General features: G+C 63.3%; 17 protein-coding genes. 9 read left to right on the forward strand and 8 right to left on the reverse strand.

Annotation, left to right across the window (positions count from 1 at the left end):
- Positions 1-63: 63 nt before the first annotated feature.
- From ccmI to MUU55_RS08755, 8 genes are all read left to right on the forward strand, one after another.
- Complete coding sequence (ccmI, locus tag MUU55_RS08720) at positions 64-1197, forward strand: c-type cytochrome biogenesis protein CcmI (RefSeq protein ID WP_244760382.1); 1134 nt, start codon at positions 64-66, stop codon at positions 1195-1197.
- Positions 1194-1643, forward strand: coding sequence for a cytochrome c maturation protein CcmE (gene ccmE / locus MUU55_RS08725; protein ID WP_244760383.1), 450 nt, complete (start codon positions 1194-1196; stop codon positions 1641-1643). Before ccmI ends, ccmE begins: the two co-directional genes overlap by 4 nt.
- Positions 1640-3625 (forward strand): heme lyase CcmF/NrfE family subunit, encoded by a 1986-nt coding sequence (locus MUU55_RS08730; protein ID WP_244760384.1) that lies wholly within the window; start codon positions 1640-1642, stop codon positions 3623-3625. The genes ccmE and MUU55_RS08730 overlap by 4 nt, the downstream gene beginning before the upstream one ends.
- On the forward strand, positions 3622-4080 hold the full coding sequence (locus tag MUU55_RS08735; protein WP_244760385.1) for a cytochrome c-type biogenesis protein: 459 nt from the start codon (positions 3622-3624) through the stop codon (positions 4078-4080). Before MUU55_RS08730 ends, MUU55_RS08735 begins: the two co-directional genes overlap by 4 nt.
- 122 nt (positions 4081-4202) lie before the next feature.
- Entirely contained in the window at positions 4203-5771 is a 1569-nt protein-coding gene (locus tag MUU55_RS08740) for a Do family serine endopeptidase (protein WP_244760386.1), read from the forward strand.
- A gap of 114 nt (positions 5772-5885) precedes the next feature.
- A complete protein-coding gene (locus MUU55_RS08745) occupies positions 5886-6569 on the forward strand; it encodes a response regulator transcription factor (protein ID WP_244760387.1) in 684 nt (227 codons plus the stop codon).
- Between the two features lie 5 nt (positions 6570-6574).
- The gene (locus MUU55_RS08750) at positions 6575-8008 is read left to right on the forward strand and encodes a sensor histidine kinase (RefSeq protein WP_244760388.1); all 1434 of its coding nucleotides are present in this window, start codon (positions 6575-6577) and stop codon (positions 8006-8008) included.
- A gap of 33 nt (positions 8009-8041) precedes the next feature.
- The gene (locus tag MUU55_RS08755) at positions 8042-10993 is read left to right on the forward strand and encodes a bifunctional [glutamine synthetase] adenylyltransferase/[glutamine synthetase]-adenylyl-L-tyrosine phosphorylase (RefSeq protein WP_244760389.1); all 2952 of its coding nucleotides are present in this window, start codon (positions 8042-8044) and stop codon (positions 10991-10993) included.
- Between the two features lie 170 nt (positions 10994-11163).
- Here MUU55_RS08755 and MUU55_RS08760 read toward each other — a convergent pair whose 3' ends face one another.
- Positions 11164-13518 carry a PAS domain-containing sensor histidine kinase gene (locus tag MUU55_RS08760; RefSeq protein WP_244760390.1) on the reverse strand — a complete coding sequence of 785 codons (2355 nt, stop codon included), beginning with the start codon at positions 13516-13518 and terminating at the stop codon, positions 11164-11166.
- A 183-nt stretch (positions 13519-13701) separates the two neighbouring features.
- Positions 13702-16350 (reverse strand): aminopeptidase N, encoded by a 2649-nt coding sequence (pepN, locus tag MUU55_RS08765; RefSeq protein ID WP_244760391.1) that lies wholly within the window; start codon positions 16348-16350, stop codon positions 13702-13704.
- A 310-nt stretch (positions 16351-16660) separates the two neighbouring features.
- Between pepN and MUU55_RS08770 the strand changes: the two genes are divergently transcribed.
- Positions 16661-17599 carry a DMT family transporter gene (locus MUU55_RS08770; protein ID WP_244760392.1) on the forward strand — a complete coding sequence of 313 codons (939 nt, stop codon included), beginning with the start codon at positions 16661-16663 and terminating at the stop codon, positions 17597-17599.
- Here the strand turns inward: MUU55_RS08770 and MUU55_RS08775 are convergent.
- From MUU55_RS08775 to MUU55_RS08800, 6 genes are all read right to left on the reverse strand, one after another.
- On the reverse strand, positions 17590-18876 hold the full coding sequence (locus tag MUU55_RS08775; RefSeq protein WP_244760393.1) for an MFS transporter: 1287 nt from the start codon (positions 18874-18876) through the stop codon (positions 17590-17592). The genes MUU55_RS08770 and MUU55_RS08775 overlap by 10 nt on opposite strands.
- 368 nt (positions 18877-19244) lie before the next feature.
- The gene (locus MUU55_RS08780; protein ID WP_158565446.1) at positions 19245-19388 is read right to left on the reverse strand and encodes a hypothetical protein; all 144 of its coding nucleotides are present in this window, start codon (positions 19386-19388) and stop codon (positions 19245-19247) included.
- A gap of 53 nt (positions 19389-19441) precedes the next feature.
- Positions 19442-19615: a hypothetical protein gene (locus MUU55_RS08785; protein ID WP_244760394.1), complete on the reverse strand. Its 174-nt coding sequence runs from the start codon at positions 19613-19615 to the stop codon at positions 19442-19444.
- 211 nt (positions 19616-19826) lie between these two features.
- Positions 19827-20684 (reverse strand): uracil-DNA glycosylase, encoded by an 858-nt coding sequence (locus MUU55_RS08790; RefSeq protein WP_244760395.1) that lies wholly within the window; start codon positions 20682-20684, stop codon positions 19827-19829.
- 45 nt (positions 20685-20729) lie between these two features.
- A complete protein-coding gene (locus MUU55_RS08795; protein ID WP_244760396.1) occupies positions 20730-22022 on the reverse strand; it encodes an Hsp70 family protein in 1293 nt (430 codons plus the stop codon).
- Between the two features lie 188 nt (positions 22023-22210).
- Complete coding sequence (locus MUU55_RS08800; protein ID WP_244760397.1) at positions 22211-22999, reverse strand: SDR family oxidoreductase; 789 nt, start codon at positions 22997-22999, stop codon at positions 22211-22213.
- Between the last annotated feature and the right edge of the window lie 12 nt (positions 23000-23011).

Here is a 23011-nt window from a genome sequence, read left to right on the forward strand (position 1 = left end):
AATTTTGCGTCATTGTTCCCAGGGGAATTGGAAACGCCGCCGCGTTCCAGTAATTGAACGGTCATGCTTTTCTGGATTCTCGTCGCCATCCTGACGGCTGCCGTGGCTGCCGTCCTCCTCCTGCCCCTGTTGCGGCGCCCGCCGGCGTCCGTTGAAGGGGCCGGCCATGACGTCGAGGTCTATCGCGACCAACTCGAAGAATTGAAGCGTGACGAGGCGACGGGTCTTATCGGTGCCGGCGAGGCCGAGCTTGCCCGCGCGGAAGTCGCGCGCCGGCTGATCGCCGCCAGCAAGGCCGAAGCCAGGGAGAAGGCACGCACGAGCGGGCGCAACCGTCTGGCGCAGGCCTTCGTCATCGTGGTGTTGCCCGCCATCGGGCTCTGTCTTTATTTGGCGAGCGGCCGGCCGGAGCTTCCGGCCCAGCCGCTCGCAGAGCGCCTTGCCAACCCCGGCAACGATATCAGCATCCTGATCGCCCGGGCGGAAAGCCACCTCGCGCGCAATCCGGACGACGGGGCTGGCTGGGATCTGCTGGCGCCGATCTATTATCGCAGCAGCCGGATGGAGGATTCCGCGAATGCCTATTCGCAGGCGATCCGCCTGCTTGGCGCGAGCCCGGAACGGCTGGATGGCCATGCGGAGGCGCTGATCGCGCTTGCCGACGGCGTGATTACGGCCGACGCACGCCGTCAGCTTGAGGAATCACTGAAGCTCAAGCCGGACAATCCGCGCGCGTACTACTATCTTGCGCTGGCGCTGGAGCAGGAAGGCAAGAAGCCGGAAGCACGCGCCGCCTTCGAGGCGCTGGCCAGGGAGACACCGGCCGATGCGCCCTGGCTTCCGCTCGTCAACAGGCACATCGCCGCGCTGGGCGATGGCGATGGCGGTGCGGCAGGGCAACTCGGCAACCCGACGGCGGACGATGTCGCAGCGGCCGAGGACATGTCGACGGGTGATCGGCAGCAGATGATTGCCGGCATGGTGGAAAACCTTGCGGCGAAGCTCCAGGAAGATCCCACCAATTTCGAAGGATGGATGCGCATCATCCGTTCCTATGTTGTGCTGGATCAAAGGCCGAAGGCCGAGGCTGCGTTACAGACGGCGCTGAAAACCTTTCCGGCGGACAGCGAGAACGGCAAACAGCTTCTGGCGCTTGCACGGGACCTATCGATCTCGGTTGAGGGCATCAAACAATGACGCGCAAACAGAAACGTCTGGCAGTCATCGGCGGCGGTGTCGCCTTCCTCGTGGCGGCGGTGCTGCTCGTCATGTTCGCCTTCAGCCAATCCATCGCCTATTTCTATGTGCCGGGCGATCTCGCCAAGGCCAATCTCGAGCCGGGCACGCGCATCCGTCTCGGCGGTCTGGTCGAGGCCGGCACGGTCAAGCGGGACGAGGGCTCGACGGTAACCTTCACGGTCACGGATACGCTGGCGACGGTGCCGGTGACCTATACGGGCATCCTGCCGGATCTTTTCCGCGAAGGGCAGGGCGTGGTCGCCGAAGGTGCGTTCGGCATGGACGGTCTGTTCGTCGCCGATACCGTGCTTGCCAAGCATGACGAGACCTATATGCCGAAGGACGTGGCGGACCGTCTAAAGGCGCAGGGCGTGGAACTCTCCGGCAAGGAAACGATCAAATGATCATCGAGCTTGGACACTATGCCCTGGTTCTGGCGCTGGCGACGGTCATCGTCCAATCGGTGCTGCCGCTGATCGGCACGATCCGGAACGACCGTTCGCTGATGGCCGTGGCGCCCGCCGCCGCCCTTGCCGGTTTCCTGCTGGTGCTGTTCTCTTTCTCGGTGCTGACCTTCGCCTACGTCGTCTCGGATTTTTCGGTCGCAAATGTCTGGGAAAATTCGCATTCGCTGAAGCCGATGATTTACAAGATCTCGGGCGTGTGGGGCAACCATGAGGGCTCGATGCTGCTCTGGCTCCTCATCCTCGTATTCTTCAGCGCGCTCGTCTCGACATTCGGTTCGAACCTGCCGGAGCGGCTGCGCGCCAATGTCCTGGCCGTCCAGGGAATGATCTCGGCGGCTTTCGCGCTGTTCATCCTTTTGACGTCCAACCCGTTCATCCGCCTTTCGCCGGCGCCGGCCGAGGGGCAGGACCTCAATCCGGTACTGCAGGACATCGGCCTCGCGATCCATCCGCCGTTGCTCTATCTCGGCTATGTCGGCTTCTCCATCTGTTTTTCCTTCGCCATCGCCGCGCTGATCGAGGGACGGATCGATGCGGCCTGGGCACGCTGGGTGCGGCCGTGGACGCTTGCTGCCTGGAGCTTTCTGACCGCCGGCATCGCCATGGGCTCCTATTGGGCCTACTATGAGCTCGGCTGGGGGGGCTGGTGGTTCTGGGACCCGGTGGAAAACGCATCGTTCATCCCCTGGCTTGCCGGCACGGCGCTCTTGCATTCCGCGCTCGTCATGGAAAAACGCGAGGCGCTGAAGATCTGGACCGTTCTTCTGGCGATCCTCACCTTCTCCATGTCGCTGCTCGGCACCTTCCTCGTGCGCTCGGGCGTCCTGACCTCGGTCCACGCTTTCGCGACCGACCCGACGCGCGGCGTCTTCATCCTCGCCATCCTCGTCTTCTTCATCGGCGGTGCGCTTTCACTTTTCGCCTTCCGGGCCGCGACGCTGAAGGCCGGCGGGCTTTTTGCGCCGATCTCGCGGGAGGGCGCGCTCGTCCTCAACAACCTGATCCTGACGACGGCGGCTGCCACGGTGCTGACCGGCACGCTCTATCCGCTCGTGCTGGAAGCGCTGACGGGTGAGAAGATCTCCGTCGGTCCGCCCTTCTTCAACCTCACCTTCGGTCTGCTGATGCTGCCGCTGCTGCTGGCCGTGCCGTTCGGGCCGCTGCTCGCCTGGAAGCGCGGTGACATCTTTGCGGCCGGGCAGCGGCTCTTTGCGGCCGTCGCGGTCGGTCTGGTCGTTGCGGCCGGCGTCGTCTACGCACATGGCGGCGGGCCGGTTCTCGCCTATTTCGGCATCGCTATCGGCTTCTACATGATTGCCGGTTCGCTGACAGATCTCTGGATGCGCGCTGGTGTCGGCAAGGTGAAGCCCAACGTCGCCTTCCGCCGTCTGGTCGGCCTGCCGGGCTCGGCCTTCGGCACGGCGCTCGCCCATATCGGTGTGGGCGTGACGGTCATCGGCGTCATCGCGGTGACGGCGTTCGAGACGGAACATGTCGTGGAAATGAAGCCGGGCATGCAGGTGGAGGCCGGCGGCTACACGCTAACCTTCGACGGCATGCGTCGCGGGCAGGGGCCGAACTATTCGGAAGAATCCGGTCACTTCACCGTGGCACGGGGTGGCGTGACGGTCACGGATATCTGGTCTTCCAAGCGCCTCTACACGGCACGCCGCATGCCGACGACGGAAGCGGGCATTCGCACCTTCGGCCTGAGCCAGCTCTATGTGTCACTCGGCGATGCCATGGCCGACGGCGGCATCGTCGTGCGCGTCTGGTGGAAGCCGATGATCCTCTGCATCTGGATCGGTGCGCTGATCATGATGGCGGGTGGTGTCGTTTCGCTCTGCGACCGGCGCCTGCGCGTCGGCGCGCCGCAGAAGGCACGCAAGATGAAACCAGCGCTGGAGGCGGCCGAATGATGCGCCGCCTGCTGCTCACTCTCGCTTTCCTGCTGACTGCGGCGCCGGCCTTCGCCGTCAATCCCGACGAGGTACTGGCTGATCCGGCTCTCGAAGCGCGCGCGCGGGCGTTGTCGGCGCAACTGCGCTGCATGGTCTGTCAGAACCAGTCGATCGACGATTCCAACGCGGAGCTTGCCCGGGATTTGCGCCTTCTTGTGCGCGAGCGGCTGAAAAATGGCGATAGTGATAAAGCGGTGATCGACTATGTCGTTTCGCGTTATGGCGAATTCGTGTTGCTGAACCCGCGCTTGCGTGGCGAAACCCTGCTGCTCTGGGGGGCGCCGATCGTGCTCTTTCTTGCCGGCGCGACGGCCATGGTCCTCTTCGTACGCCGACGCGGCGGAAAGACGACGGGAACCCCGCTTTCCGATGTCGAAAAGGCCGAACTGGAGCGTGCGCTCAAGCGCGAATAGCGGATTTTTTCAACATTACCAAAATTTCATGCCGCGGATAGTGCGCTGTAATGTGCGTCGGCCTATCTCTTCCTTCATCAGCCGCCGAACGCGGCCACGAAAGCAGAGAAAAGGTGCAAAGAATGTCCAAGATTTCCGCATTCCGTCCAGGCCTCAAGACCGTTCTGAAAACGACCACCGTCGCCGGGATTGCGGCCGTTATGCTTGCAACCGGCATTCCCGCCACCGTGACGCAGAGCTTTGCGGAAGCCGTTTCCGTTCAGGGCCCGCAGGTCGCGAGCTTCGCAGACGTCGTCTCGGCCGTCTCGCCCGCCGTCGTTTCCGTTCGCGTCCAGTCCGATATCAAGCCGGCCAATGACGAGAGCAATTTCTCGTTCAATTTCGGTGGCCGCGGCTTTGACGAGCTCCCCGATGACCATCCGCTGAAGCGCTTCTTCCGTGATTTCGGCGGTCAGGACGAACTTCGCGGCGATCGCGGCCCGGGCCGCCAGTTCGGTGATCGCGGCGACCGTCGCGACCGCAAGCCGCATCTGCGCCCGACCTCGCAGGGCTCCGGCTTCTTCATCTCGGAAGACGGCTACATCGTCACCAACAACCACGTCGTCAGCGACGGCTCGGCCTTCACGGTCGTCATGAACGACGGCACGGAACTCGATGCCAAGCTCGTCGGCAAGGACAGCCGCACGGACCTCGCCGTCCTCAAGGTCGAGGAAAAGGACAAGCGCAAGTTCACCTATGTGGACTTCGCCGATGACAGCCAGATCCGCGTCGGCGACTGGGTCGTGGCCGTCGGCAACCCGTTCGGCCTCGGTGGCACCGTGACGGCCGGCATCATCTCGGCCCGCGGCCGCGATATCGGTTCCGGCCCGTATGACGACTACCTTCAGGTGGATGCTGCCGTGAACCGCGGCAATTCGGGCGGCCCGACCTTCAATCTCTCCGGCCAGGTCGTCGGCATCAACACCGCGATCTTCTCGCCATCCGGCGGTAATGTCGGCATCGCCTTCGCGATCCCCGCTTCCGTGGCCAAGGGCGTCGTCGCCGACCTGATGAAGGACGGCAAGGTCGATCGCGGCTGGCTGGGCGTGCAGATCCAGCCGGTAAACCGTGACATCGCCGACTCGCTTGGCCTGGCCGATGCCGCCGGTGCCCTCGTCGTCGAACCGCAGGCCGACTCGCCCGGTGCCAAGGCCGGCATCAAGAAGGGTGACGTGATCACCGCACTCGATGGCGAACCGATCAAGGACCCGCGTGACCTTGCCCGTCGTGTCGCACAGATCGCGCCCGGCAAGAAGGTCGACCTTTCGGTCTGGCGTGACGGCAAGTCGCAGACCATCCCGGTCGAGATCGGCACGCTTGCCGGCGAGCAGATCCAGGCTGCGACCGGCACCGACGAAGCCGAGCCGGAAGCCCCGGCCAGCGAGCAGGCGCTCGCCGATCTCGGCATCACGGTCACCCCCGGCGATGACGGCCTGACGGTTTCCGCCGTCGATCCGGACTCCGACGCCGGCGATCGTGGTCTCAAGGAAGGCGACCGCATCACCTCGGTAAACAACCAGACGGTCAAGTCTGCCGACGATGTCGTGAAGGTCCTCAACGGTGCCCGCAAGGACGGCCGCTCCAAGGCGCTGTTCCAGATCGAGACCAAGGACGGCAGCCGCTTCCTGGCGCTGCCGATCGACCAGGGCTGATCGGCTCCACAGCCTTCTCGAATGGCGCCGCGAGATCGCAAGGTTTCGCGGCGTTGCCATATCCGAGCCTGGCTTCTAGCCAAGGTCCGCCGAACATGCTGTAAGGTCCGTACGATGAAGATATTGATTGTGGAAGACGATCTGGAGGCGGCCGCCTATCTCTCGAAGGCCTTTCGCGAGGCGGGCATCGTGCTCGACCATGCAAGCGATGGAGAGAGCGGCCTCTTCCTCGCGACCGAAAATAGCTATGACGTTCTGGTCATCGACCGCATGTTGCCGCGCCGGGATGGCTTGTCGCTGATATCCGAGCTGCGGCAGCGCAACATCCATACGCCCGTCCTGATCCTTTCCGCGCTCGGCCAGGTCGATGACCGAGTGACGGGTCTCCGTGCCGGCGGCGACGACTACCTGCCGAAACCCTATGCCTTCAGCGAGTTGCTCGCTCGCGTGGAGGTGCTCGGCCGTCGCAAGGGCACGCCGGAGCAGGACATGGTCTACCGCGTCGGCGATCTCGAACTCGACCGGCTCTCCCACACCGTGAAGCGCGCCGGCAGGGAAATCCTGCTCCAGCCGCGCGAATTCCGCCTGCTCGAATATCTGATGAAGAATGCCGGCCAGGTGGTGACGCGCACCATGCTTCTCGAAAACGTCTGGGACTATCATTTCGACCCGCAGACCAATGTGATCGACGTGCATGTCTCGCGGCTGCGCTCGAAGATCGAGAAGGATTTCGACCAGCCGCTGTTGCGCACCGTTCGCGGCGCCGGATACATGATGAAGGACGAGGCGGCGGGCTGACCTCCATGAATGGACTGCATGGACTGCTCGGCCGCCTGACCGTTCTCTACCGCACCACGGCGGTTCGCCTTTCCGCGGTCTATCTCCTGCTTTTCGCTACGTGCGCGGCGTTCCTCGTCTTCTACGTCTCCACCATGTCGGAGGGGCTGCTGCGGCAGCAGATGCGCGACGCTGTGGCGCAGGAAACGGAACAGATCGAAAGCATCTTCAACAAAAGCGGCATGAACGGCCTTCTGCGCACGCTGGAACGCCGCGCGCGCCAGCCGGGCGCCAATCTCTACATCATCGCGAGCCCGACGGGCGAGGTGCTGGCCGGCAATGTCGCGTCGCTGCAGCCGGGCGTGCTGGACACCGAGGGCTGGACCGAAACGCCGTTCCGCTATCAGCGGTATCAGGAGGAGGCGCGCGGCGGCAATCGTCCGATGGCCTATGCGCAGGTCATCGTGCTGTCCAATGGGTTGCGTGTGCTCGTCGGCCGCGATCTCGGCGAGCCGGAGAACTTCCGGAAGCTGGTACGCCAGGCGCTGATGGTGGCGCTCGGCGTGATGGGCATCGGCGCGCTCGCCATCTGGTATCTCATCGGCCGCAATGCGCTGAAGCGGATGGACCGCATGTCCGGGGCGAGCCAGCGCATCATGGCCGGTGATCTCTCCCAGCGCCTGCCGACGAGCGGCTCCGGCGACGAGTTCGATCGTCTCTCCGAATCGCTTAACACGATGCTCGGCCGCATCGAAAAGCTCGATGAAGGCCTGAAACAGGTCTCCGACAACATCGCCCACGATCTCAAGACGCCGTTGACCCGTCTGCGCAACAAGGCGGAAGCCGCCCTTGCGGGCGATGAAAAGGCCGAGTACCGCATCGCGCTAGAGGAAATGATCGGCGAGTCCGATCAGCTTATTCGCACCTTCAACGCGCTCCTGATGATTTCCCGCGTGGAGGCGGGGCAGGCGCCGGCGGAAATGAGCATGATCGATATCAGCGGGATCGCTCGCGACGGCGCGGAACTCTATGAGCCCGTCGCGGAAGACAGCGGGCTGCGCCTCGTCACCGAGATTGCCGAGACCATCGAGATCAAGGGCAATCGCGAGCTTGTGGGGCAGGCGCTCGGCAACCTCATCGACAACGCGATCAAATATGCGGAAGGCGGCGAAGGCGAGCCGGAGATCCGCGTTGCGCTGGCCCGTCGCGAGGGTGACGTCGTGCTGTCGGTCGCCGACAACGGCCCCGGCGTGCCCGATGACAAGCGTGATGATGTGGTGAAGCGCTTTGTGCGCCTCGATGCCAGCCGCTCCAAGCCTGGCACCGGCCTCGGCCTCTCGCTGGTCGGTGCCGTTATGGAAATGCACCAGGGCCGGCTGGAGCTCGCTGCGACCCATCCCGAGCGGGAAAACAATCGGGGGCTGACCGTGAGAATGGTTTTCCCCGTCCGTTCAGACTGATACACCTCGTCTGAAAAAGGGCGAGGAAATATCATGAGCGTAACGGAGACGACGCGGTTTTCCGATCTTTTGGTCTCTCCGATCCGGCCGCTGAGCCAGACGGAAGTCAAATCCGTGCTGTCCGATCTCAAGGATTGGGCGACGGACCACGCCGCGATTGCCAGATTGCTAGGCGAGGAAGGCCCGCTGAAGGACTTCATCGTCGCGGCCTTCACGCTCTCGCCCTATCTGCGCGATACGGCCCGCATCGATCCCCGTCTCCTGGCGCGCGCGCTCGATGAGCCGATCCTTCCAGCCATCCATGATACCATCGCCCGCACCCGCAAAGCATGGGAGCCGGCGGACGGCGAGGTGACGGAAGCCGTGCTGATGACACGGCTGCGCGTCGCCAAACGCGAGGTCGCCTTTCTCACGGCGCTTGCCGATCTCGCCCGGATTTTCGACGCGCGCCGCACCACCGCACTTCTCACCGAGCTTGCAGGCGCGGCCACATCTGCCGCCATCGACCATCTCCTTCTCGCGGCCCATCAGAGCGGCAAGCTGGTACTGCCCGACCCCGCGCATCCGAGCGAAAAGTCCGGCCTGATCGTGCTCGGCATGGGCAAGCTCGGTGCCGCCGAACTCAATTATTCCTCCGATATCGACCTCGTCGTCTTCTACGATCCGATGGCCGAAGTCGCCGTCGATGCGAGCGAGGCGGTGGAGACTTTCTCCCGCCTCGTGCGCCGCCTCATCCGCATCATGCAGGAGCGCACGGCGGACGGCTATGTCTTCCGCACGGACCTGCGCCTCAGGCCCGATCCCGGTGCTACGCCGCTCGCCATCTCCTTCGATTCCGCCATGCTCTATTATGAAAGCCGCGGGCAGAACTGGGAGCGCGCGGCCTTCATCAAGGCCAGGCCCGTTGCCGGTGACGTCAAAGCCGGCGAAACCTTCCTGAAGGGCCTGACACCCTTCGTTTTCCGCAAATATCTCGACTATGCGGCGATCGCCGACATTCACTCCATCAAGCGGCAGATCCATGTGCACAAGGGCCATGGCGAGATCGCGGTGAAGGGGCACAACGTCAAGCTCGGCCGCGGCGGCATTCGGGAGATCGAGTTCTTCGTGCAAACCCAGCAGCTGATCGCCGGAGGCCGCGTGCCGGCGCTGCGGCTGCGCGCCACGGAGCCGATGCTCGGGGAACTTGCCAAAGCGAACTGGATCGACACGGCGACGGCGGAAGAATTGACGGAGGCCTACTGGTTCCTGCGCGATGTCGAGCACCGCATCCAGATGGTCCGCGACGAGCAGACCCATCTGCTGCCAGATACCGAAGCCGAGTTGAAGCGCATCGCGTTCATGCTGGGCTTTGGCGATACAGCGAGCTTTTCCGCGAAACTCGTCGAGGTGTTGAAAACGGTCGAGCGGCGCTATGCCGCGCTGTTCGAGCAAGAGGCAAAACTCTCCTCGGAGACCGGCAATCTCGTCTTCACTGGCCAGAAGGACGACCCGGATACGCTGGAGACGTTGAAGCGTCTCGGCTTCGAGCGGCCCGCCGACATTTCGCGCACCATCCGCACCTGGCATTACGGCCGCTACCGGGCGACGCAATCGGTCGAAGCGCGCGAGCGGCTGACGGAGCTGACGCCGCAATTGCTGCGTGTTTTCGGCGAGAGCAAGCGGGCGGATGAGGCGTTGTTGCGCTTCGACAATTTCATCTCCGGCCTGCCGGCAGGGATCCAGCTCTTCTCGTTGCTTGGCAACAATCCCGCGCTGCTGTCCCTCATCGTCAATATCATGTCCTCGGCGCCACGCCTTGCGGAGGTGATCGCTGCGAAGCCCCATGTCTTCGACGGCATGCTGGATCCAGGTCTTCTCGCAGAGCTTCCGACACGCGCCTATCTCGCGGAGCGGATAGAGGGCTTCGTCTCCGGCGCGCGGCACTATGAGGAAATCCTCGACCGTCTTCGCATCATCGCCGCCGAGCAACGCTTCCTGATCGGCATCCGCTTGCTGACCGGCGCGATCACCGGAAAACAGGCCGGACGCGCCTTCACCCATGTCGCCGACCTCATCGTGGCTGCCGCTCTCAAGGCGGTGCTGGACGAGGTGGAGGCGGCACACGGCAAATTCCCGGGCGGGCGCGTGGCGCTGGTGGGCATGGGCAAGCTCGGGAGCTTCGAGCTGACGGCAGGCTCCGACATCGACCTGATCCTGCTCTATGATCACGACAGCGATGCCTTCGAGTCGGATGGTGCCAAGCCGCTCGACAACATGAAATATTTCACCCGCATCACTCAGCGGCTGATCGCAGCACTGTCCGCTCCGACGGCTGAGGGCGTGCTCTACGAGGTGGACATGCGGCTTCGCCCGTCCGGCAACAAGGGACCGGTCGCGACCCGCATCACCTCCTTCGCCAAGTATCAGGCCGAGGAGGCCTGGACGTGGGAGCACATGGCGCTGACCCGCGCCCGTGTGCTCTGCGGCGACGGAAGCCTCGTGAAGGAAGCGGAGGACATTTTCCACACCATACTCTCGCGCAAGCGAGAGGCCGCCAAGGTCGCCAAGGACGTTGCCGAGATGCGCGACCTCATCGACCAGGAAAAGCCGCCGAAGGACATCTGGGACCTGAAGCTTATCGCGGGCGGACTGATCGATATCGAGTTCATCGCTCAGTTCCTCGCGCTGGTGGCGCCGACGCGCGGCGTGCCGCAGCCGGACAAGGTTTTGCCCACGGGCGAAGCGCTAGCCATGCTCGGCGGGACGATGATGGATCCCAACGATCTCGACACGGTGGAAAAGGCGCTGTCGCTCTATACGGAGATTTCACAGATCGTGCGCCTGTGCGTCGACGGCGGTTTCGATCCGAAGGAGGCACCGGCCGGGCTTGTCGATCTCGTATGTCGGGCAGGCGATTGCCCCGACCTGCGCACGCTGGAGGCGGAAATCCGTCGGATATCGAAGGTGGTGCGCAAGATCTTGCAGGTGACGGTTAGGGGCTAGTCCCAACTTCTGGGCGGCTGTTTCCAACCTCTCTAACCTCTCCTTCGTCATCCTCGGCCTTGAGCCGAGGATCCATGCCACAAACTCTAGTCTTGCCGCGGGGTGTGGATCCTCGGCTCAAGGCCGAGGATGACGTTGGTGGGTGGGGTAGGCGTGGTCTTCCCGCTCCTTCACGCCGCCAGATGCAGTGCCGCCAATCGTTCCCGATCCGGAATGCGCACGGAAATGATCGTTCCCTTGCCTTCCATCGACCGGATGCGCATCGCCCCGCCGTGCAGATGCGCCAGCGAACGCGAGATGGCGAGGCCGAGGCCGGAGCCGCCTTTGCTTTTGGCGTACTGGCTCTGGACCTGCTCGAAGGGCTGGCCGATCTTCTGTAATGCGGACTTCGGAATACCGATGCCGGTATCGGCGATCGTCAGCGTTACCGCACCGTCCACCTTGCGCGCCCGTACCACCACCTTGCCGCCTTCGTTGGTGAACTTCATGGCGTTCGACAGGAGGTTCAGAAGAATTTGCTTCATCGCGCGGCGGTCGGCCACGGTCAGGAGACGGGTGGGGCAGGTTTCCTGCACCTCGATATGTTTCTTCTCGGCCTGCAGCATGGTGAGGCGCATGGTTTCCTCGATCAGTGGCGCGAGATCGATCGTCTCGCAGCTGATGCGCATGTGGCCGGCCTCGATCTTCGACATGTCGAGAATGTCGCTGATCACGTTGAGCAGATGTTTGCCGCTCTCGTGGATGTCGCGCGAATATTCGCGGTACTTGTCCGAGCCAATCGGACCGAACATCTGGTTCTGCAGGATTTCGGAGAAGCCGAGGATGGCGTTGAGCGGCGTGCGCAGCTCATGCGACATGTTGGCGAGAAACTCCGACTTGGCGCGGTTGGCCGCCTCTGCGCGTTCCTTTTCCGCCTGGTAGTTGGCAATGGCGACGGAGAGTTCCGATTTCTGCCGCTCCAGCTTGGCGCGCGAGGCCGAGAGATCGCCGATGGTGGCCATCAGTCGGCGCTCGGATTCGCGCAGCCGCACCTGATGGCGCTTCATCATGGTGATGTCGGTGCCGACGGAGACGAGGCCGCCGTCGCGGGTGCGCCGCTCATTGATCTGCAGCCAGCGCTCGTCCGCGAGCTGTACTTCGCTGGTCTGCGAGGCGCCGGTGCCGTCCGCATCGGCGATGCGCCGCTCGATGACCGGGCGCGCCGCTGCGGCATAGACCGCCGCACGCTCGGTGCCCGGCACCAGCACGTCATCCGGCAGCCCATAGGCCTGCTGATAGTGCGCGTTGCACATGACGAGCCGGTCGCTCTTGTCCCAGAGCACGAAGGCTTCCGACGTGCATTCGATGGCGTCGGCAAGACGCTGGTCGGCTTCCTGATAACGCTGGGCGAGCCGGTGCTGCTCGGTCACGTCCATGGCGATGCCGATCATGTGCATGCGGCCCGAGGACATGCGGATCAGCTGGGCGCGGGCGCGCAGCCAGACATAGTGCCCTTCCGCGTGACGCATTCGAAAAACCTGGTCGACCTGCTTGGCTTCGCCGCGGGCAACCGCACGGGCCACCTGATAGATGCCGTCGTCGTCGGGATGCATCAGGCGCGCGGCATCGCCGAAGGAGAGCACGCTGTCGCGTGGCGGCATGCCGAGCATTTCATACATGGAGCGCGACCAGAACAGGCGGCGGCTCGACAGGTCGAAATCCCAGAGGCCGCAACGGCCGCGTGCGAGTGCCGTTTCGACACGCAGGTTGGACTCCGCGAAGATTGAATCGGCGTCCCGCGCGCGCTTTGCCTGGATGTAATAGGCGTAGAGGACGACCAGCAGGATCGCCGAAATTCCGGCAAAGAGCGTCACGTTCAGCGCCACTTCGTCGCGCCAGAACAATGCGACCCGGCTTAGCGGGTTTGCCACGATGACAAAGCCGCCCTTGCGCGGCATCTGCACGAGGGACGCGTAATAGTCCTCGCCTCCGATGCGGGTCCGGAACACGCCGTCAGGGTCACCGAAATACTGGTTGGCCGCGAGCTCTGGCGAAAACCGCGCAAGCGACTGGCCGACATAGCGTGCTGCGGCGAGCGAGGCGCCGAAGATCCGGCCCTTTTCCTCGACGAAAAGCACGAGCCCGCCGGCCTGCATGCGATCCTGCGGGAGGTTGAGCGACAGCGCCGCCTCGACGGCCATGCGATCGGATTGGGCGAGGCTTTCGGCCATGGGGCCGGAGAACACCGCGCCGACAGCCAGCGCCGTCAGCGAAGTCGTGTCCTTCACGGCGGTGTCCATCCGGTCGTGTTCGACCATGATGCCGACCATGCGCGAGATGGCCACCACGAACAGGAAAGCGATGATCAGGATCGGTATCGACCGTTTCAGCACGGGCTCGGCCCGTGTCAAATGCCGCCCGGCAGGTCCGGCGAAAATCTTCGCCTGTCCCGTCAGCTCATTTTCCCAGGCCGCAAATCCCGGGAATCTGAGACGAGTCCACCCGCCGGATGCGCGTCCTCGTTGCGCGTCCGCCATAGTCTTCAAACCTTGTAACCCTCTCGTGATTCGGCGCGCCGCTCGCCCGAATCTGCCCTAATGAATCAATTGTGATTCGGCTTGTCCAGAGCAAAAGGTAAAACTTTATTAACCATATTTCGCTGGTGGAAACTTGTATGCGTAAACGAAAACGGGCGCCGAAGCGCCCGAAATCGTTCAGTTTTCAGCGTTTCAGCCCTTGAGCATACGCTCGACGATGTCGGAAACATCGGAAGAGAGTTTTTCGCCGGCGGCAATCGCGCGCAGCGCGTTGCGCGCGTGATCCGAGCGGCTTTCCTCCAGCGCACGCCAGGAGCGCATGGAGGTGAGGATGCGGGCGGCGAGCTGCGGGTTCTTCGGATCGATCTCGAGGATCTGATCGGCCAGGAACCGATAGCCCGCGCCGTCCGCCCGGTTGAAGCCGGTCGGGTTGGAGAAGGCAAAGGTGCCGACAAGCGCGCGCACGCGGTTGGGGTTCGCCTTGTTGAAATGCGGGCTCGACATCAACGCTTTGACGCGTTCCAGTGCGCCATCGCCCGGAATGGTCGACTGGATGGAGAACCACTTGTCGATGACCAGAGCGTTGTCGGCAAAGCGGGCGCGGAAGGCTTCCAGGGCTTCGGCCGTTTCCGCTGCATCAGGGAAACGGTGCGCGAGCACGGTCAGGGCGGCGCTCAGATCCGTCATATTGTCCGCAGCCTTGAAGGCTGCCGCTGCACGGGTAGGCGCGCCGTCGGAAACGGCGAGATAGGCAAGGGCCGCATTGCGCAGTGCGCGCTTTCCGGCGCTGGCAGCGTCCGGCGTGAAGGCGCCCTTGGTGCCATGGCTTTCGAACAGCGCGGAGAAGACGGCGGGGTTGCGGTTGGCGATGAAGGCCAGCACGGCTTCACGGCCGGCGCGGATGGCGTCCGGATCGTTGTTGCTGCCGAGCTCGCGGGCGATGTCGGATTCGGAGGGCAGGGCCAGTGCCTGCGCGCGGAATGCCGGTTCCAGTGTCTCGTCGCCGGCAATAGCGATCAGCGTGTCTGCCAGCACCGGATTGGTCTCGACCGGTTCGCCGGCGCGCGCCTTGCGGGCGGCGTCCACGAGGTTCGGTAGCGCGAGATCGTTCAGCGCCTGCCAGCGGGAGAACAGATCGCTGTCGTTGCCGGCGATCTGGGCGAGATCATCGGGAGCCTGCTCGAAATACAGGTTGATCGGCGCCGAGAAGCTGCGGTTCAGCGACACGACCGGGCGCGAAGAGATGCCGGAGAAGCTCACCGTCTGGCGGCGCTCCTTCAGGTGCAGCACGTCGCCGGTGATGTCAGCGCCGCTGACTGAAGAGGGCACTGCTTCCGAGCCATCGGCGAGGATCAGGCCGAAGCGCAGCGGAATATGCATCGGCTCCTTGGTGCCCTGGCCGGGTGTCGGCGGGATCATCTGTTCCAGCGACAGCGTGAATTCGCCCTTCGCCTGATCATAGCTGGAGGAAACGCTGACGAGTGGCGTGCCGGCCTGATGATACCAAAGCGAGAACTGGCCAAGGTCGACGCCATTCGCCTCCTCGAAGCACTTCACGAAATCCTCGATCGTCGCGGCATCGCCGTCGTGACGCTCGAAATAGAGGTCCATGCCCTTCTTGAAACCATCGGGGCCGACGATGGTCGCGATCATGCGCGTCACCTCGGAGCCCTTCTCGTAGACGGTCGTCGTGTAGAAGTTGTTGATTTCGCGGTATTTCGTCGGGCGTACCGGATGGGAGAGCGGGCCGGCATCTTCCGGGAATTGTTCCGATTTCAGGTGACGCACTTCGGCAATGCGCTTGACTGAGCGCGAGCGCTGATCGGCCGAGAACTCGTGGTCGCGATAGACCGTCAGGCCTTCCTTCAGGCACAGCTGGAACCAGTCGCGGCAGGTGACGCGGTTGCCGGTCCAGTTGTGAAAATATTCGTGGGCGATGATCGCCTCGATATTGGCATAGTCCTGGTCCGTCGCGGTTTCCGGATCGGCCAGCACATATTTGTCGTTGAAGACGTTGAGCCCCTTGTTCTCCATGGCGCCCATGTTGAAATCGGAGACCGCGACGATCATGAAGATGTCGAGGTCGTATTCACGGCCGAACACCTCTTCGTCCCACTTCATCGAGCGCTTCAGTGCATCCATCGCGTAAGCCGCACGTGCTTCCTTGCCGTGCTCGACATAGATCTTCAGCGTGACCTCGCGCTCCGACAGGGTCGTGAACGTGTCTTCCACGACGCCGAGATCGCCCGCGACCAGTGCGAAGAGATAGGACGGCTTCGGGTGCGGATCGAACCAAGCGGCGAAATGTTTTCCCTCGCCGTAACCGGCGCCGCCGAGGAAATTGCCGTTGGAGAGGAGGAGAGGGCAGCTCGCCTTGTCGGCGATGATGTTGACCGTGTAGACGGCCAAAACGTCCGGCCGGTCGGGGAAGTAGGTGATGCGGCGGAAGCCTTCGGCCTCGCACTGCGTGCAGTAGATGCCGTTCGAACGATAGAGGCCCATCAACTGGGTGTTGGCCTCGGGATTGATCATCGTGGTGATCGTGATCTCGAAAGGTTCTGTCGCCGGCAGGTCTCGGATCGTCAGGCTGTCGGGCGTTGCGTCGTAGCGCGCCGCGTCCATTTCAATCTGGTCGAAAAGCAGGCCGGTCATGACGAGTTCGTCGCCGTCGAGCACCAGCGGCGCATTCGCATCGACGCCTTCGCGGCGATGGAAGATCAGACGGGCCTCGACCTTGGTTTCCGTGGGATCCAGTTCGAAGGTCAGATCGACGCGCTCGAGAACGAAGTCAGTCTGGCGATAGTCCGCCAGGTGGATGATCTGGCCGTTCTCTGTCCGCATGGATATGTCCTGCTCTATGCCGCCGCTGGCTGTCCCGTTTCCGTACAACGAGATACCTGTAAAAGACGGTCTGCCCCCGAATTCCGCGAAAAGATATGCTTATTCGCTTAACATCTCATTTCCATGGAACCCCCATTCACAATTTTGTGCTGCACCGAACGGATCGTTCTCCGATCAAAAGAATGTTTGAAGCATCACGAGAATTCATCCCATCCGGCGGACAATCCCGTTAGAATTGCGGTCTCCGAACCGGTTTCCCGGCCTTGTTCAACGCCCGATGCCGCGGCCCGCCGGCCGTGACGAGTTCCCCATGGATACGCAGTCTCCCGATCCCATGAAGGGGATTTTCCTCAAGGTCGCCTCGGTGGTGGTCTTCCTGTGCATGTCGGCGCTCATCAAGGCGGCGGGCAAGGATCTGCCGGCAGGACAGATCACCTTCCTGCGGTCCGCCTTCGCCATGGTGCCGATCCTCGTTTTTCTCGCAGCGCATGGTCAGCTGCGCGACGCCTTTCGGACGGAGGATATTTTCGGCCACTTCAAGCGCGGTTTCGTCGGCATTCTGTCCATGGGCTTCGGCTTCTACGGCCTTATCCATCTGCCGTTGCCGGAATCGATCGCGCTCGGCTATGCCCTGCCTCTTGTCACGGTCGTCATCGCCGCCGTCTTTCTCAAGGAACAGGTCGGCATCTATCGCTGGACTGCGGTTCTTGTGGGCCTCACGGGCGTCGCGATCATCAGCTGGCCGCGCTTGACGCTGTTTCGTGACGGCGGTTTCGGCTCTTCGGAGGCGATGGGTGCGCTTGCCATGATGGCGTTCGCGGTGCTCGGTTCCTGCGCCATGGTGCTGGTGCGCAAGCTGGTGCAGACGGAGCGCACGCCGACCATCGTGCTCTACTTCTCGCTCTTTGCCTCGCTCTTTTCGCTCGCGACCTTGCCTTTTGGCTGGGCGGAACTCAGCTGGCCGGCGCTGGGCCTGATGGCGCTCGCGGGCTTCTGCGGCGGCATTGCCCAGCTGTTGCTGACCTCGAGTTACCGCTATGCGGACGTTTCAACCATCGCGCCGTTCGAATATACCTCGATCGTGCTCGGCCTCATCGTCGGTTATTTCCTCTTCGGCGACGTGCCGACGGGCACGATGCTCCTCGGCACTGCTATCGTCGTCACCGCCGGCATCTTCGTCATCTTCCGCGAGCATCGCCTGGATTTGAAGCGGCGCGCCGAGTTGCGGCACAAGTTGCCTCAGGGCTGACGCCATTCCGGTGTCGTGGTGTCCTCGACGCGCTCTTCCGTCACCGCATCGGGTTGCAGCGCGGCGGCAGCAGCGTCCGCGCCGAGCGGCTGCGCGGCCATGGCCTGAAAATCGGTCTTGCTGACCAGGCCGTCACTGGCTTCGCGCCGGCTGATGCGCCAGGCAGCATAGGCGCCATAGAGGGCGAAATAGACGGCGAGCACGACAAACAGCGCGCCGGGCCCGAAGCGGTCCATGATCGGCCCGACCACGATCGGTCCGGAAATGGTGCCGACGCCATAGACGATCATCATGCCGGAGGACACCTCGACATATTCGTCGGGCTGCGCCCGGTCGTTGGCATGCGCCACGTTCAGCGCATAGATCGGGAAGATCACCGAGCCGACGAAGGCTGCGACGACATACAGGAGAACCGGCGGCCCGCCGGCGACGACGGCCATGGCGATACAGGAGATCGTGCCGACGATGCCGCAGACGACCATGACGAGGCGGCGATCCATGCGGTCGGAGGCGCGGCCGATCGGGATCTGCGCGATGGCGCTGCCGATCAGCACGGAGGCAAGCAACGTTGCGCCCTCGGCGGTCGAGAGGCCGGTGCGCTGCGTGAAAACACCGCCGAGATTGAGCCATGCGCCGGAAAGCGCGCCCGCGAGGAAGGCACCGACCACGGCCACGGGCGAGCGTCGGTAGAGCGCCGGAACGTTGAAGCGCGCCTGCGTCGGCGGCGCCGGCAGCGGTGATGAGGTGAGGGCGGTCGGCATCAGTGCGATCGAGAAGATGATGCCGCAGACGATGAAGAGCGAGGTGTTGGAGGGGTCTCCCAGCGGTACGAGATATTGTCCGCCGATCGTGCCCACCATGGTCGTGATGAGGTAAATGGAGAAGACCGAGCCGCGGTTCTCGTTGGTCACGCGCTCGTTCAGCCAGCTTTCGATGATGAGATAGCTGCCGGAAATGGCAAAGCCGGAGATTGCGCGGAACAGCATCCAGGCGCGCCAGTCGACGACGAGCGCGCAGAGCAGGATGCCGATGGAAAGCAGCGTGATCAGCGCCACGAAGACACGCACGTGGCCCACCAGCAGCACGAATTTCGGTGTCACGATGCAGGAGAGCGTAAAACCGATCGTGTAGCCGGTGGCGATCATCGAGATCGTCTGCGTCGACCAGCCCTCGGCCACGGCGCGCACCGGCACGACGTAACTCTGCAGCCCGAAGGCCACCATCATCAGCAGCGTGGACAGCATGAGGCTGAAAATGGAGACGAGGGTCGCCAGCATGGGGGCTCCGGGAAGAGGGGCATTCGTTTATCGAATGTCGCTCTATTGCGGGAACCGCGCGCTGTCCACAGCGACAGCGGCTGGCGTAATCCAAAAGAATTTTGGAGGGTCCGGGAATTCCCGGAAGGGTTGTGTTATGAAGGCACGTCGGGTGTAAATCCGACATAACGAAAGGAGGTGAGACGTTTGAGAGTCCGGCTTACGCTGACGATCAGGTTCAGAGGTTGGCGCTTCACCCTGACGATCAGCTAAGAAACGGAGATCGGGCTTTGGCCCGGTCTCCACCGGAGAAAAGGCGTCTCACCTCCTCACGAGGAAGATCATACCACGGCACGCACCGTGGTCAAAGCCCGGTCGGTTGGGCCTGCTCAGTTGGGCAGGAATGCCTTGAGCGGGTCGCGGCGCTGGGCGGCATCGCGCGGCAGCGAGGCCAGCACGGAATATTCCCGGGCGGCGTTCACGGCGGCGCGGATGTCGGCAATGTCTGAGATCAGCTTGCGAAAGGCGGCCATGGTCTGCTCCTGATGGTGTCTATACACACGGGCATGTGTGCCCGTTGCGTGGCTCAGCGCTGGATGAAGTCGGCGTAGAGCTGGACGGGACGGATGATGCGGGCGAAGCCGGTGGCCGTGAGCTGCTCATTGGCCGGAGCGGCGATGCCGAAGCCGTGGCCGGCGCGCCGGCCGGTGTGGCGGAGCGTCTCGAAGCTCGAATGAATGGGCCGAAAGCGGGCGGTCATAGGTCGTTTCCTTAAATCCTGTCCTCCCGTGTCGATATATTGCGCCGCAGCATGGATTTTGCAATGCGACATTCCGCCCGGCAGATATGTGCAATTCACATGGCTGCTGAAACAATTTGTTCATGCTGAAGGCAGATTTGCGGCAGATTCGGGTGCAGCTGAAGAATTCGATTTTGTAAGATGTTGAATTGATTGAATTGGGCTTGGCTGGTCAGCCTTGAAGCCCTGCGCGAAAAGCGAGCAAGTCCTGCCAGGCCAGCCGCTTGCTGATCGGGGCTGTGGCCAGATCCTGCGGGTGGAGGGTCGCGAAAGCCGGGATCGAACGGCCGGAAATTTCGATTTCCCGCCATTCTCCACGCAATTGATGGATCGTCTCCTGGGAGCGCAACAGGAAGCGGGCAGCGAAATTGCCGAGAATCAGCAAATGATTCGGCTCGGCAAGAGCGATCTGGCGTTCGATGAACGGGCGGCAGATATCGGCTTCGCGCTGCGAGGGCGGGCGGTTGCCCGGCGGCCGCCAAGGCACGATATTGGTCAGCAGCAGGTCGGTGCGGGCAAGCCCGATGCCGGCAAGCATGCGCTCCAGCACGGCACCTTGCCGGCCGGAGAATGGTTGCCCATCGCGGTCGTCGTCGGCATTCGGCATGGCGCCGATCACCATGATGGAGGGGTTGGCCTTGCCCTCTGCGAAGACGAGGCAGCGGGCGCTGGTTTTCAGGTTGCAGCCGTTGAAGCTTTCCATCGCCGTGCGCAGTTCGTCCAGCGAGCGCGCACTATTTGCCGCAAATTCCGCCTCGGCGATCGCCTGGCTGTCCGGGATCGCGACGTTCGGCATCGCGGCAGGCGGTGCGGAGCGTGGCTGTTCCTGCCGTGATGGTGCCTGCCTTGCCTGCTGTTGAGCGGGAGCGGTCTCCCGCTGCGCAGGGGTGCCCCGCGCAACGCGCATCGCTTCGAACTCGGCGATGCGGTCGACGGCTTCTTCTTCCAGCAGCCATTCCACGCCCGCATCCGCATAGAAATGCAGAAGCGAACGAAGCTGCTCGGGGTGAAGGTCATTGGCGGCGGTCATGTCGCGTATCTTAGCGAAGCCGGCTCCCGGAGGAAAGCGCCGCCGTCACGCCGCCCATTGCGCCACGTCGTCGCTTTCACCGATCAGCGCCAGACCATGGGCGATGGAGAGCAGTTCGCCGCCGGTCTCGATCTTCCCGCCGTCGAAGCGGCGCGTGAAAATGCTGCGCACCGCCGGGACGAAGGAGGTGCCGCCGGTCAGGAAGACCTTGTCGACGTCGCCGGCCGCGGTGTTCGTCTTTTCCAGAACCTCGTCCAGTGCGCCCTCGATGCGAACAAGATCCGGCGCAATCCATGTTTCGAAATCCGAGCGCTTTACGGTCTTGCGGCCGGCGGCGCCCAGCGGGGCGAAATTGAACTCGGCTTCCTCTGCGTCCGACAGGGCCATCTTTGTCGCCGAGATAGACTGATAGAGCGGATAGCCCTCGTCATGTTCGACGAGGTCGATGAAGAGCTCCAGTTTCTCCGGTTCGAGCGCCGAGCGGACAAGCGACTTGAGGTCAGCGAATTCACGCGTCGTCTTGAAGATCGACAGCTGGTTCCAGCGTGCGAAATTCGCGTAGTAGCCGGAGGGCACCTCCAAAACCTTGTCGAAGCTCTTGAAGTGCGACCCCTTGCCGATTTCCGGCGCCACGAGATGGGCGATCATGCGCGAATCGAAATGGTCGCCGGCAATGCCGACCCCCGAATGGCCGATCGGCGTCGCGGTCAGCCGGCCTGCCTGCCGTTCGAAGCGGATCAGCGAATAGTCGGTCGTGCCGCCGCCGAAGTCGGCGACCAGCACGTTTGCGTCGCTCTTCAGTGTCTGCGCGAAGTAATAGGCGGCCGCCACCGGTTCGTAGACGTAGTGGATTTCCGGAAAGCCGAGCCGCGTCAGCGCTGCATTGTAGCGTTCGAGCGCAAGGTTCGGGTCGGGGCTGGCGCCGGCGAACTGCACCGGCCGACCGGCGACGAGCCGGGAGACCGAGCCCGGCCATTCCTCGCCCGCATAGGCCTTCAGCCGGCGCAGGAATACCTCCATGAGGTCGTCGAAGGAATGTCGCCGGGCAAAGATCAGCGTGCCCTGGAAAAGCGCGCTCGCCGCGAAGGTCTTGATCGACTGCAGAAAACGGCAATCGCCGGGATTGTCGATGAACTGACGGATCGCCGCCTGTCCGGCCTCCACCTTCAGTGCCTGCGCTCCCGCCACCGGATCCTTCATGAAGGAAAGCGCGGTGCGCATCGTATCGGTCTCGCCGACGCTGCTGGTAAAATGCATGGATTGCGTTTCGCTGCCGCCGGAAGCGAGCGCGAGAACCGTGTTCGTCGTGCCAAAATCAAGCCCGAGTGCCCGTGCCATCGCCGTGCCCCTCTCATCTGTCGAAATGTGTTGAAGCGGCGCAAATGGCGCCGCGCGAAAGGGCGCATCAGATGCGCTCTGAAATGAAGAGGGCGCGAAATGACACAGGCGAGGGGGAATGGCAAGGGCGGATGCCTGTCCGACCTCGCAAAACCGGCAAGCCAAAAGGAGGCTCGCCGGATGGAAGTTCAGACCGAATGCGCCGCGCCGCCGTCGCAGCGCACCAGGCTGCCGGTGACATAGCTCGCTGGGCCGCTGCACAGGAAGGCGGCGGTGGCAGCGAATTCCTCGACGGTGCCGTAACGGCGCGCGGGGATCGCCTTTTCCGAGGCGGCCTTTACGTCGTCCACGCTCCTGCCGCTGCGCTCGGCGGCGGCGGCATCCAGGCTCTTCAGCCGGTCGGTGAAAATGCTGCCGGGCAGCAGCATGTTGCTGGTGATGCCGTATTGCGCGACTTCCGTCGCCAGCGTCTTCGACCAGCCGGCAAGCGCCGGGCGCAGCGTGTTGGACAGGGCAAGGCCGGAAATCGGCTCTATGACGCCGGACGAGGCGACGGTGAGGATACGGCCCCAACGCTGCTCCTTCATGCCAGGCAGAAGGCGGTTGGTGAGCGTGATGAGGCGCAGCACCATGGACTGGAAATAGGCGAGAAGCTTCTCTTCGCTCATGTCCTCGGTGGAGCCGGGCGTCGGTCCGCCGGAATTGTTGACGAGGATGTCGATACCGCCGAGCTTTTCGCCGACCGACGAGACGACGGTTTCGACGAAGTTTTCCTCACCGAGATCGGCCTGCACCCAGTCGGCGCGGCCAAAATCTTCGGCATTGATCGCCGCGCAATTGGCGGCAAGCGTCTCGGCGCTGCGACCGCAGAGCAGCACATGGGCGCCCTCGCGGGCGAGCGCCACGGCGATGCCCCTGCCGAGGCCGCGGGAGGAGGCGAGAACGAGGGCGCGCTTGCCGGCAATACCGAGATCCATGGCGATATCCTT

The organism is Shinella curvata, assembly GCF_022899935.1.
GTDB lineage: Bacteria > Pseudomonadota > Alphaproteobacteria > Rhizobiales > Rhizobiaceae > Shinella > Shinella curvata.